This is a genomic window from Rhodococcus daqingensis (assembly GCF_042665615.1).
GTDB classification, from domain to species: Bacteria; Actinomycetota; Actinomycetes; order Mycobacteriales; family Mycobacteriaceae; genus Rhodococcus_G; species Rhodococcus_G daqingensis.
The window spans coordinates 225,800-237,359 of the sequence record NZ_JBHTCS010000024.1 but is presented as its reverse complement, the minus strand read 5'-3'; the positions used below and the strand labels follow the sequence as shown (position 1 = coordinate 237,359).

11 protein-coding genes and 1 pseudogene are annotated in these 11,560 nt (G+C 69.7%); 4 read left to right on the top strand and 8 right to left on the bottom strand.

From position 1 onward, the window contains the following. Window positions 1–3: 3 nt before the first annotated feature. From ACFQS9_RS20350 to ACFQS9_RS20340, 3 genes are read right to left on the bottom strand one after another with little or no spacing between them, the layout of a single operon-like run. Window positions 4–660: an urea amidolyase associated protein UAAP2 gene (locus tag ACFQS9_RS20350; RefSeq protein ID WP_378407969.1), complete on the bottom strand. Its 657-nt coding sequence runs from the start codon at window positions 658–660 to the stop codon at window positions 4–6. Further along, window positions 657–1,493, bottom strand: a complete 837-nt coding sequence (locus tag ACFQS9_RS20345; protein WP_378408307.1) for an urea amidolyase associated protein UAAP1 — start codon at window positions 1,491–1,493, stop codon at window positions 657–659. Before ACFQS9_RS20345 ends, ACFQS9_RS20350 begins: the two co-directional genes overlap by 4 nt. Before the next feature lie 18 nt (window positions 1,494–1,511). Next, window positions 1,512–3,029: an amino acid permease gene (locus ACFQS9_RS20340; RefSeq protein ID WP_378407967.1), complete on the bottom strand. Its 1,518-nt coding sequence runs from the start codon at window positions 3,027–3,029 to the stop codon at window positions 1,512–1,514. A 197-nt stretch (window positions 3,030–3,226) separates the two neighbouring features. On the opposite strand from ACFQS9_RS20340, the gene ACFQS9_RS20335 reads away from it, so the two are divergent. Further along, the gene (locus ACFQS9_RS20335) at window positions 3,227–4,687 is read left to right on the top strand and encodes a putative nucleotidyltransferase substrate binding domain-containing protein (protein ID WP_378407965.1); all 1,461 of its coding nucleotides are present in this window, start codon (window positions 3,227–3,229) and stop codon (window positions 4,685–4,687) included. Next, window positions 4,684–5,355, top strand: a pseudogene (locus tag ACFQS9_RS20330) (Fic/DOC family protein); the annotation flags it as partial. The gene ACFQS9_RS20335 and the pseudogene ACFQS9_RS20330, both read left to right, overlap by 4 nt. A 75-nt stretch (window positions 5,356–5,430) precedes the next feature. Here ACFQS9_RS20330 and ACFQS9_RS20325 read toward each other — a convergent pair. Beyond that, window positions 5,431–6,666 (bottom strand): glycosyltransferase 87 family protein, encoded by a 1,236-nt coding sequence (locus ACFQS9_RS20325; protein WP_378407963.1) that lies wholly within the window; start codon window positions 6,664–6,666, stop codon window positions 5,431–5,433. A gap of 162 nt (window positions 6,667–6,828) precedes the next feature. On the opposite strand from ACFQS9_RS20325, the gene ACFQS9_RS20320 reads away from it, so the two are divergent. After that, window positions 6,829–7,524: a TetR/AcrR family transcriptional regulator gene (locus ACFQS9_RS20320; protein ID WP_378407961.1), complete on the top strand. Its 696-nt coding sequence runs from the start codon at window positions 6,829–6,831 to the stop codon at window positions 7,522–7,524. After that, the gene (locus ACFQS9_RS20315; protein ID WP_378407959.1) at window positions 7,521–7,940 is read left to right on the top strand and encodes an HIT family protein; all 420 of its coding nucleotides are present in this window, start codon (window positions 7,521–7,523) and stop codon (window positions 7,938–7,940) included. The genes ACFQS9_RS20320 and ACFQS9_RS20315 overlap by 4 nt, the downstream gene beginning before the upstream one ends. 231 nt (window positions 7,941–8,171) lie before the next feature. Here the strand turns inward: ACFQS9_RS20315 and ACFQS9_RS20310 are convergent, their stop codons facing one another. The 4 genes from ACFQS9_RS20310 to ACFQS9_RS20295 are packed head-to-tail and all read right to left on the bottom strand — an operon-like array spanning window position 8,172 to window position 11,390. Next, window positions 8,172–8,768 (bottom strand): CHAP domain-containing protein, encoded by a 597-nt coding sequence (locus ACFQS9_RS20310; RefSeq protein WP_378407957.1) that lies wholly within the window; start codon window positions 8,766–8,768, stop codon window positions 8,172–8,174. 4 nt (window positions 8,769–8,772) lie between these two features. Then, window positions 8,773–9,435 carry a hypothetical protein gene (locus ACFQS9_RS20305; protein ID WP_378407955.1) on the bottom strand — a complete coding sequence of 221 codons (663 nt, stop codon included), beginning with the start codon at window positions 9,433–9,435 and terminating at the stop codon, window positions 8,773–8,775. Next, window positions 9,395–10,675 (bottom strand): histidine--tRNA ligase, encoded by a 1,281-nt coding sequence (hisS, locus tag ACFQS9_RS20300; RefSeq protein WP_378407953.1) that lies wholly within the window; start codon window positions 10,673–10,675, stop codon window positions 9,395–9,397. Before hisS ends, ACFQS9_RS20305 begins: the two co-directional genes overlap by 41 nt. Window positions 10,676–10,709: 34 nt before the next feature. After that, window positions 10,710–11,390, bottom strand: a complete 681-nt coding sequence (locus ACFQS9_RS20295; RefSeq protein WP_378407951.1) for an MBL fold metallo-hydrolase — start codon at window positions 11,388–11,390, stop codon at window positions 10,710–10,712. Between the last annotated feature and the right edge of the window lie 170 nt (window positions 11,391–11,560).

The following is an 11,560-nucleotide window of genomic DNA, read 5'->3' as shown; positions in this document are numbered from 1 at the left end:
CGTTCACCGGTCCACCTCCGTCGGCCGGGTGACGATCATCCGGACCTCGGTCGGGTCGAATCCGTTGCACGGGTTGTTGATCTGCGGGCAGTTCGAGACCAGCACCAGGGTGTCCACCTCGGCCCGCAGGGCCAGCCGCTTGCCGGGCGCGGACAGCCCGTCGACGATCCCGAGGGTGCCGTCGGCGTCGACCGGCACGTTCATGAAGAAGTTGATGTTGGAGACCAGATCGCGTTTCCCCAGGCCCCATTTCGCGCCCTCGGCCAGGAAGTTCTCCACGCAGGCATGCTGATGCCTGGTGTGGTGGCCGTAGCGCAGCGTGTTCGATTCCTGCGAGCAGGCGCCGCCGACGGTGTCGTGGTTGCCGACCTCGTCCGCGACGATCGTAATGAGCGCACTCGAATCGTCGGCCCGCAGCACGCTTCCCGTGGTGAGGAAGAGATTGCGTTGCGCGGCAACGGTCGCGGCGGCCGAGTACCGCACGGCGTGGTCGCCGGCGGCGTAGAAGAGGGTGTCCACGGCCTGGTTTCCGTGCAGGTCGACGATGGTCAGCACGTCGCCCGCGCGAACGATCGCCGACCACGGTCCGCGTGCGCCGACGGTCTCGTCGAGGACGACGGCGCCCGGGACGAGGGCGGGATTGTCGAGGGTGGAGGTCATTTCGCGTCCTTTCCGAACTGAGCTGCGGCCCAGGCGTCTTCGCTGTTGAGAACCGCTCGCCGGTACTCGGGGTCCTCATTGGTCAGGGCGGCGAGATCGGCAGTCGCCTCCCAGCCGAGCACCTCGAGGGAGGTGGTCGGGAACGTCGGCGCCGGGTCGAGCGGGTGCGCGCTGTTCGCGAGGAGCACGATCACCGGCAGGTGGATCAGCAGCTCGAGCTCCGCGCCTGCCCCGGCGTTCCCCGTGCTGGTCAGGGCGCCGTCCGGCTCGACCCGGACGCCGTGGAAGAAGCTCAGCACCGGCGGCAGGTCGCGCGGGGCCAGGCCGTGCTTTGCGGCGGCGAGGGTCAGCAGCTCCCGGCCCGCCGGGGCGTCCGAGTGCGCGGCACCCTCGCCGTACCGCGCGATGTTGTCGGCCAGGCTGCTGGTGCCGCAGAAGGCGTCGTGCCGGCCCGAGGTGTCGGCCACGATGGTGGCGAGGACCCGACCCTGATCGGAGAGGAGCGGGTGTCCGACTCCGAGGTAGGCCTGCCAGGGCACCTTCACGGTGTCGGCGACGTTGAGACGCTCCCACGGTGCGTCGGCGCGGTAGAGCAGCAGGTTCGCGCAGGCTGCCCCGGCGAGGTCGCGCAGCCGCAGCCTGGTCCCGCGGGCCAGGACCTTCGAGGTGTAACGACCGCCCGGGACGGTCTCCGCCCAGGTGAGGCGCTCGGCGAGCACACCATCCGGTGGGCTGGGCCACCGGGACGCAGGCAGCACCGGCATCGAATCGGTGATCTCGCCTGCCTGTGCGCGGGCGTGCGCGCGGGCTGCGGTCGTGGTGTTCGTGTTCATTTCAGTGCTGGTCACTGCCTATGCTCCGATCGTGACGGGGTTCGGTACGGTCTTGCCGCGCGGGTAGCAGAGGGCCCCGACGAGCACGACCGCCGCCACGGTGAGCGGCGCGGCCCACTGCAGGAGGGGGAATTCGCCTGTCGGGTTGAAGATCTCGGCGCGTGGCCAGGACAGGTTGACGACCATCAGCGCGCCGTAGAGGACCGCCGCGATGTTCACCGGGATGCCGAATCGCCCGAGCGAGAACAGCGGACGTCCCTCCGCATCGACCTGCGGCCCGCCGCTGGGCCAGCCGCTGAGCCTGCGCACCAGCAACGGCACGGTCACCATCAGGTAGGCGAGGTAGATCAGCACGATGCAGACACTCGAGAGGGTGGTGAAGATCGCGGAGTTGCCGACATTGACCGCCAGCACCGCGACACACAGCACGCCGATCAGCACGGAGGGAGCGATCGGGGTGCCGGTGCGCGGGTTGACCCGGGCCAGCACGGCCGAGGCGGGCAGTCGACCGTCGCGGGCCATCGAGAACATCAGCCTCGAGGCCGCCGTCTGGATGGCGAGGGTGCACACGAACACGGCGATCGCGACGTCGATCAGCAGCAGCGTCCCCCACGGCGAGGAGAGGATCGAGGTCAGCACGTACGGCAGACCCTCGGTCGCGAGGCGACCGTCGGTCAGGCTCGGAGCCGCCATCAGCGCGCCGACGATCATCAGGCCGCCGCCGATGGCGGAGACCGAGAGCGCCAGCCGGATGGTGCGCGGCGCGACCCTGCGCGGGTTGCGGGTCTCCTCCGCCAGTTCGCCCGCGGAGCCGAAGCCGACCATCACGTAGGCGGCCATCAACCCGGAGACGATCCACGCCCAGATGTACCCCGGCTGCGTCCCGGCCTCCCCCGTGTCGAACACGACGTCGGGCCCGCGCTGGGCGTGGGTGAAGAACATCCCGACCACGGCGATGACACCGATGATCTCGCAGGTCACCCCGATGTTGTTGATCCGCGACATCCAGTTGACGCCGATGCAGTTGATGGTGGTGGTCAGCACCAGCAGCACGGATCCGAGCACGACCGCATTGGCGGCCCCGCTCGGGGAGGTCAGCGCGCTGTCCTCCCCGACCATCTGGAACCCGCTCCACACGGTCGGCAACACCACCTGGAGCGCGATGGCCGCGGCGGAGGCGGTGACGATCTGGGCGAGGATCATGAACCATCCCGCGAACCAGCCCACGAGCTCGCCTCCCATCCGCCGCGACCACTGGTAGATCGCGCCGGAGATCGGGTAGCGGGCGGCGAGTTCTGCGAAGCAGAGGGCCACCATGAACTGGCCGATGAACACGCACGGCCAGGTCCAGAAGAACGCGGGCCCGGCGAAGCTGAAACCGAGTCCGAACAGCTGAAAGATCGTGGTCAGGATCGAGACGAAGGAGAAGCCGGCCGCGAAGGAGGCGAATTTGCCCAGCGACCGGTGCAGCTGTTGTTCATACCCGAATTCCGCTAAGTCGTCGTGGTCCGGCGACTGAGATGCGACGGTCGTCATGGGCTCTCCTGCAAGGCGGGCGGCGGAGTATCTGTCAGTTGACAGTTTTCCGTCCGGCCGGTGCGCATGGGTGTCCCGCACGTTTCGAGGTTCGGGCATTCCGTTGCGTCTCAATGTCATTCGTTACACCGAGATTTCCGAGTGCTCACCTCGGTCGACTGCCGCGCCGGAGAAGGGAGTCCTGGGAGGATGTGCCCATGAGGGCTGAGCAGAGGAAGGGCAGTGCCGAGGCGTCCGGCGCCCCGCTGGTCGTTCGTGATCCGGCCATGCGCCCGGCCGGCGAGCTGCTGCGCGGACCGGCGCTGACCTGCACCCCCGAGACCACCGCGCGCGAGGCGGCCGAGCTCATGACCCTCCATGGTCGGCGCCACGTCGTCATACCGCTGGGCGGGGGCACGCACGGAATCTTCACCGACGGCGACCTGCGCCGACGGGTGGTGGCCGCCGGGCTCGGCACGCACACGCCGGTGTCGGCGGTGATGACTTCTCCCGCCCGTACCGTCCCGGCGGACCGACTCGGCGCGGACGCGCTGATGGACATGCTCGAGAGGGGCGTGCGGCACCTGCCCGTGCTGTCGTCGACCGGCGACCTGCTCGGTGTCCTCGAGGACGCCGACCTCGTGGCCACCGCGACCCGCAGCGGGTTCCTGCTCCGCGCGGCGGTGGCGAGGGCGGCCGACCCGGACGCACTGGTCGCGGCGACCGCCCGGGTGCCCGAACTGGTGCTCGGCCTGTGGCGGGCGCGGGTCGCCCCCCTCGACGTGTCCGCGATCCTCTCGGTGGTCGTGGACGCCGCCGCCGCACGGGCCCTGCACCTCGAGACCGGCGCCGCACGGTCCGGCCGGACCCCGTTCACCTGGCTCACCCTCGGCAGTGTCGCGCGGCGCGAGTCGATGCCGGGATCCGACATCGACAGCGCCCTGGTGTGGGCGGACGACGCCCAGCGCCCCGACAGCGACACCGAACTGAGGGCGACGGCCGCCCGGGTGCATCGGCTGCTCGACCGGTGCGGGTTCCCGTCCGACGAGAAGGGTGCCACCGCGGCGCGCCCGCGTTTCGCCCGTTCGACCCGGGCGTGGATGGGTGCCGTCGATCAGTGGGTCGCGGACCCGTATGAGGACAAGGGCATCCTGATGATCTCCCTGCTCGCCGACAGCCGGGTCGCATGGGGAGACGACGGGCTCGATCTGTCCGCGCCGGTCTCGGCCCGGGCCCGCGCGAACCCCGCAGCGATGGCGCTCCTGCTCCGTGAGGCCGTCGTGGACAAGGTCCGGATCCACTCGCTGCGCCAGATCCTCACCAGGCGGACCGATTCGGTGAACGTGAAGTCGCAGGGGGTGATGCCGATCGTCAACATCGCGCGTTGGGCGGGGATGGCGGCGGGACAGGTCGGCGGGTCGACGCCCGCACGCCTGCAGGCCGCGGCGGGCGCCGAACTGCTCCCCGCCGACGACGCCCGCATCCTCACGGAGTCGTTCGACGTCCTCCAGCAGATCCGGCTACGGCACCAGTGCGAACAACTCGAGCAGGGGCTACCGATCGGCGATGAGATCACGATCGCCTCGCTCACCCCGCTGTACCGCAGCCTGCTCGCCGGCGCGGTCCGCGAGATCGCCGGCGTGCAACGCAAGCTCGCGTACACGGGCCCGGGAACGTGAACGCCTCCCGGCAATGGCCGGCATTGTTCGCCCGGCTCGACGATCGCCAGGGCCACGCGGTGGACCAGACCGTCGCGGCGGAGCGCCTCGAGGGGTGGGAGCCACGCGCGGACCACGTCGCGGACCTGGTCTCGGTGTTGCTCCGGGAGCTCACCGTGGGCAGCTACCTCGCCAACTGCCGCGCCGAGGCGGACACCTTCCGCGTCGCGACGGCGCCGCGCCGGCTCCTGACACTGCGCCGTCACCCGTACCTCGTGCCCGGGACCCGGGTACTGCGAAACAACTTCGGCTATCGCGACGGCGCCGCACTGCGTTCGATCGAGTTCACCGCGACCGCCGTCCGGATCCTGCAGGTGCACGATCGACGGCCCGCGGTCGGCTCCGGCTTCGACGGCGCGCATCTGCGACAGCTGCACCAGCACGTGTTCGGCGACGTCTTCGCCTGGGCGGGGCAGAACAGGATCGTCGACATCACCAAGGGCGGCACCGAGTTCGCGCCGGTCCCCGCCATCGACCACTACCTCGACCTCGCGGCCGGGTACATCGCCGGCGCCGACTGGCCGTCACCCGACCGCGGCACGCTCGCCTTCACCCTCGCCCGGGTCTACGCCACCCTCAACCACGCCCACCCTTTCCGTGAGGGCAACGGCCGGACCGCAACGCTGTTCCTGCACCAGCTGGCGGCGCTCACCCCGTTCCGGTTGGATCTGTCCGTGGTGAGCGCCCGCGAATGGGCGGACGCGTCACGAGACTCGGCGCCGTTCCGGCGCTCCGGCGAACCCTCTCCCCGGCCGCTGATCCCGATCTTCCGGCGCGCCCTGGTCGCGGAACCGGCCGACCCTCACGACGGCACCGCCGAGCACACACGCGAAGACGATCACGTACGCGTTGACCAGGATCGCGGTGATCGGCCATGACGGCGGAAAGAGGAAGACCCCGATGACGACGTTGCGCTCGTCCCAGACGTAGGGCCAGGCCCCCGCCGATCCGACCAGCACGCCCGCGGCGGCCCACCACCACCGCTGCGCCAACGCCAGGTGCACGAGGTACACCAGCAGCGGCACGAACCAGACCCAGTGGTGACTCCACGAGTACGGCGACACCGCGCATGCCGTGAGTCCGCAGAGCACGACGGCGAGGAGCCGATCCCCGTCACGGTGCAGACGGGCCGCGACCAGCAGGCTCACGATCCCGACGCCGCCCGCGATCAGAATCCACAACCACGTCGGCGTCGCGTGGCCGGTCAGATGCGCGATGACGCCCCTGATCGACTGATTGGAGGGATGGGTGTCGTCGGCGATCCGTGTGGACTGGAAGAACGTCGACGTCCAGTACTCGCGTGAGTCGGTCGGCAGCACCGTCCACGTCAGCACGATCGAGGCCCCGATGGCCGCCGATGCGACTGCCGCCGAACGCCATTGACGTAGCACGACGAACAGGGCGACGAAATAGACCGGGGTGAGCTTGATCCCCGCGGCGAGCCCGACGCCGAGCCCGCGCAGCCGGCTGCGATCCGCACGGGAGAAGTCCCACAGGACCAGGAGCATCAGCACCAGGTTGATCTGGCCGTAGAACAGGGTGGTCCGCACCGGCTCGAGGAAGGTGGACGTCAGCGTCAGCAGCGCGCTGGCACCGACGAGCCTGGGCGTGACCCGGTATCCGAGTAGCTGCCAGGACAACAGGATGCACGCGAGGATCACGCCGAGGTTGATTCCCATCCAGATGGTGTTGACGGACCCCCACGGGATCCGCTCGATGGGGATGAAGACGATCGTGGAGAACGGCGTGTAGGTGTACTGGAGCCCGAACAGGACGGGCTCGGTGTAGAGCGGCAGCCCGCGCAGGATCCGGAAGGCGCCGTCCCGGTACACGTGCAGATCAGCACCACCGGCCAGGATCCCGGCGCCGTTGAGCCATGGATCGACGGTCGTCATCACGAGAACGACGGCGGTCGCCGCCGCGCCCCCGAGCACGAGCATGACCGATTTACTGCGTGGAAACTCCCGCGAGATGATCTGGTCCCCCCAAGAACTGATCTGTATCAATGCTAAGCAACTGGATACTACGACGCGACGGACACGGAATTCACCTACCGTCCGCGCGTGTTCGCACTCGTCCCCACCTGCTGACAGGATGGGGAGGTGACCAATGCCGGCCCCGGACGACCCCGCCTGACCAAACAGCGCAGGCCCGGACCGACCGCTCAGGCCGAAATCCTCGACGCCGCGGCGGAACTGTTCACCACGAAGGGATTCGCCTCCACCTCGACGCGCCAGATCGCCGAGGTGGTCGGCGTGCGCCAGGCCTCCCTCTACCACCACTTCGCCACCAAGGACGACATCCTGGCGGCCCTGCTGGAGCAGACGGTCACTCCCGCAATGGAACTGGCGACGCGACTGGCAGATCGAGCCGAGGCCGCACCGGAGCGGCTGTATGCATTGGCGCTGTTCGACAGCCGGCAGCTGATGTCCGGCCGATGGAACCTCGGCGCGCTCTACCTGCTACCCGAGCTGCGCACGGAGCGGTTCGCCCAGTTCCGTCGCGAACGCGTCCGGCTGCGGGCGCAGTACGAGATTCTCGCCCGCGCCGTGCTCGACGAGCTGGACCGACCGGGTGACACCGCTCTCGCCGGGCTGCCGTTCCGCCTGGTCGAGACCATCATCAACGAGCGGTCCGACCGGGAGAGCGACGAGACCGACCGTGGGCCCGACCCCGTCGACCAGCCGGCCCTGGTCGCCGACGCCGCGCTGCGAGTCCTCGGTTGGCCCGGCGAGATCACGCAGTTGCGCGCGGCCGCCGAGCGGATTCTGGCCGACGCAACCGGGCCGCGGCCGTGACCGAGGGGTGCACGTTCTGCGACATCGTGGACGGCACCGTCCCCACCCACCGCGTCTTCGAGGACGCGGACACCGTCGCATTCCTGGACCGGCGACCGGTGTTCAAGGGCCATGTACTGCTGGTGCCGCGCCGACACGTCGTGACACTGGCCGATCTCCCGGCCGACCTGATCTCCCCGCTGTTCACCGTCGCGCAACGACTTTCCGGCGCCATGGTCGCCGGGCTCGGCGCGCAGGGCTCCTTCGTCGCGATGAACAACGTTGTCTCACAGTCCGTCGCGCACCTGCACGTGCACATCGTGCCGCGCACCAAGGGCGACGGCCTGCGCGGCTTCTTCTGGCCGCGCACCCACTACGCCGACGAGGCCGAGGCCGCCGACTACGCCGCCCGAATCATGTCCGCGCTACACGGCTGATGTGAGTGAACCCGCCTGATCCAGCGGACCCCGATTCGAGGTCGATCGCTTCCCCTAATCGCGACGTTCCCCCTAAACGTTCCCCCAATTTCGGGCGGAAACTCTTTCGATTTGCGCGCCAGTGCAGTACCAATGACGTGTGGCGCCGCCATGACCCCCGACCCTGGCGGCGCCACACTCCACCGGACTCCGAGACAGAAATCGGTTCGGTCGTGCGATACCCCCGCCTGATCAGGGATCGAGCCGGCCGAACCCGACCACCGCGGAGTCGCTCCCCCAGTCGACGGTGTGCACGCGGATGCGGCCGAACTCGTTGCCTCCGACCGTCGTTGCCGTGTCACCGTCGACGGCGACGACGAAGTTGGTGTGCTGACCGACCCAGCTGCTGTTGTCGTAGAGCACCACGTCACCGACCATGGGGCGGTACCCGCCGCCGACCGGCTCGAACCGGCCCTGCGATTCGTAGTACTCCTGAAGCGTGTAGACGCCGGGAATCCGCCAGTGACCCGAATTCGGGTTCGACAGTGGCCGCTGCGCCTCCCGCATGATCCAGCTCACGAAGTCCGCGCACCAGGGTTCCTCGACCCCCTCGGAATAGAACGTCCCGGGGCGCTGACTCCGGTGCTCCGCCTCGAGGAGCGTGACGACCCGCGCCTGCGCAGGCGACAGCGCCGCCAGGTCGACGGCCGGGAAATCGGTGGTGTCCCAGGGCAGGTATCGGCTCGGCGCCGCCCACAGCACCCCGCCCACGACGGCGGCGAGCGCGGCCAGCACGGCAACCATCCAGACCGTTCGACGACGGCGGCGGGTGGGCGGGGTCGCGGTCATGGGATCAGTCCGCCAGCCCCGCGACCTCGTGGTCGGTGAGCACGGTCTGCGGCACCCGGCCCGCCTCTCGCGCGGTCTGCACGGCACGGTACAGCGGCCGCTCCTCCAGCCCGGCGCCCCGCGCCTCGGCGCGGAGCTGCCCGATCAGGACGGAGGCCACGGCCACCGCCGGGGCGAGCTCGCCCGCGTTCAGCGCGTCGGCCAGCGACCGCAGAGCCAGCACATCGAGTTCGCGCCCGCCGTCGTCGGTGTACAACGCGAGCGGGATCGAGACCAGCACGGTGCCGTCACCGATCCGGACCCCGACCTGACTGACCCGCGCGACGCGCACCACCACCTCGGCACTCACCGCCCGGCCCGCATCCACCGACCGGGTTCGCAGGCCGTGCCGGGCGTGGATCGTGGTGCCCGTCAGCCAGATCCGCCGACGCAGCGTCAGCAGTGCCGACAGCGCCGTCGGGACCGCGATGATCGCACCGACCAGCACGGCCACCCCGGCCGACGCGAAGAAGCCGACCACGACCGCGACGACGACGCCGAGTACGACGGCGAACAACGCGACCTTGCGCAGCCGAGGTGCGATCAGCGACGCCGGGATGAGATCGAGGGACACCGGCCCGGCGGGGTCACCCGGCGGCAAGGATCGCCCCGACCTCGGCGACCACATCGCCGAGCTGCACCTGCCGCTGGTCGCCGGTCGCGAGGTCCTTGACGCCGATCACGCCGTCCGCGATGTCGCGCTCCCCGAGGACGAGCGCGAGCCTGGCCCCGGACCGATCCGCTGCCTTCATCGCGCCCTTGACGCCGCGGCCCCCGTAGGCGAGGTCGACCCGGATCCCCGCCGCGCGCAGCCGCGCCGCGATCACCACGAGCTGCGACTTCGCCTCGTCGCCCAGCGGAACCCCGAACACCTCGCAGCGTGCGGGGCTGCCCGCGGTCTTGCCCTCGGCGGCGAGCGCCAGCACCGTGCGGTCCACGCCGAGACCGAATCCGATGCCCGACAACTCCTGCCCACCGAGTTGCGCCATCAGGCCGTCGTACCGGCCGCCGCCACCGATGCCCGACTGCGCACCCAGGCCGTCGTGCACGAACTCGAAGGTGGTCTTCGTGTAGTAATCCAGGCCACGCACCATTCGCGGGTTCACCACGTACGGCACACCGAGGGCGTCCAGGTGCGCGAGCACCTCGTCGAAATGGGCCTTGGCCTCCTCCGACAGGTGGTCGAGCATGAGCGGGGCGGCCGCGGTCATCTCCTTGATGTGCGGACGCTTGTCGTCGAGCACGCGAAGCGGGTTGATCTCCGCGCGCCTGCGGGTGTCCTCGTCCAGGTCGAGCGTGAACAGGAACTCCTGCAACAACTCCCGGTACTGCGGTCGGCACGTGTCGTCGCCGAGCGAGGTGATCTCGAGCCGGAACCCCTCGAGCCCGACGCTGCGGAAGCCCGCGTCCGCGATCGCGATCACCTCGGCGTCCAACGCCGGGTCGTCCACACCGATCGCCTCGACGCCCACCTGCTGCAGCTGCCGATACCGGCCGGCCTGGGGACGCTCGTAGCGGAAGAACGGTCCCGAATAGCTGAGCTTGACCGGGAGCTGTCCGCGGTCGAGGCCGTGCTCGATCACCGCACGCATCACGCCCGCGGTTCCCTCCGGCCGCAGGGTCACGGACCGGTCGCCGCGGTCGGCGAAGGTGTACATCTCCTTGCTCACCACATCGGTCGACTCGCCGACGCCGCGGGCGAACAGTCCGGTGTCCTCGAAGATCGGCAGCTCGATGTGGCCGTAGCCGGCGAGCCTCGCCGCACGCGTCAGTCCGTCGCGCACGGCGACGAACTCGGCGGATGCGGGCGGCACGTAGTCGGGAACGCCCTTGGGGGCAGAGAATGCGCTGTTGCTGGGCTTGCTCACTGTCCTAGTTTCTCCTATTCGGAAACACGAGCCCCTACCTGGATCCGGCCAGTCCAACCAGGAACGGGTTGGACGCCCGCTCCTGGCCGATCGACGTCGACCCGCCGTGACCCGGCAGCACGGCCGTGTCGTCGGCCAGTACCAGCAGCTTCGCGGCGATCGACCGGAGCAGCTGCTCGTGATCGCCGCCCGGCAGATCGGAGCGGCCGATGGATCCGCTGAAGAGCGTGTCGCCGGTCAGCGCGATGGGCACCGGCCCGGTGTCGGTGTCCGCCACCGTCCGCAGCACCACCGAACCCTGCGTGTGGCCGGGGGTGTGATCGACGGTCAGGGACATCCCGGCCAGGTCGAGGACGTCGCCGTCGGCCAGCTCGATCACCTCGTCCGGCTCGCGGAACTCGGCGTCACCCAACATCGCGGACAGGGCCGGACCCGTGCCTCGCAGCGGGTCGCTGAGCATGTACCGGTCCTCCGGATGGATGTAGGCGGGGATGCCGAACTTCTCGCAGACCGGCTCGACCGACCAGGTGTGGTCGAGGTGTCCGTGGGTGAGCAGCACCGCCGCCGGGGTCAGCGACGACTGCGCGAGGAACTCGAAGAGCGGCTCGGCCGCGTTCTGACCGGGGTCGACGACGACGCACTCGCTCGCACCGTCCTGCGCGAGGATGTAGCAGTTCGTCTGAAACGCTCCGGCCGGGAATCCGGTGACGAGCACGGCGATCGCTCCTAATGACGTGGGGGTCGGTCCGGGGTACGGGACCGGATACAGCCTATGCGGCCAGTTCTCAGGATCGAATGGCAGACTCACTCAGCGACCGAACGGCAGCGAAGAGAGCCCGAGGCTTCGCCCGAGGAGCCGTGACATTTTCCGAGGCTTTGCCCGAG

What these genes read in the sequence shown, in the direction of transcription:
- ACFQS9_RS20350 (WP_378407969.1), bottom strand. Translation starts at nt 660, where the DNA reads ATGACCTCCACCCTCGACAATCCCGCCCTCGTCCCGGGCGCCGTCGTC.
- ACFQS9_RS20345 (WP_378408307.1), bottom strand. Translation starts at nt 1,493, where the DNA reads ATGAACACGAACACCACGACCGCAGCCCGCGCGCACGCCCGCGCACAG.
- ACFQS9_RS20340 (WP_378407967.1), bottom strand. Translation starts at nt 3,029, where the DNA reads ATGACGACCGTCGCATCTCAGTCGCCGGACCACGACGACTTAGCGGAA.
- ACFQS9_RS20335 (WP_378407965.1), top strand. Translation starts at nt 3,227, where the DNA reads ATGAGGGCTGAGCAGAGGAAGGGCAGTGCCGAGGCGTCCGGCGCCCCG.
- ACFQS9_RS20325 (WP_378407963.1), bottom strand. Translation starts at nt 6,666, where the DNA reads ATGCTCGTGCTCGGGGGCGCGGCGGCGACCGCCGTCGTTCTCGTGATG.
- ACFQS9_RS20310 (WP_378407957.1), bottom strand. Translation starts at nt 8,768, where the DNA reads ATGACCGCGACCCCGCCCACCCGCCGCCGTCGTCGAACGGTCTGGATG.
- ACFQS9_RS20305 (WP_378407955.1), bottom strand. Translation starts at nt 9,435, where the DNA reads ATGTGGTCGCCGAGGTCGGGGCGATCCTTGCCGCCGGGTGACCCCGCC.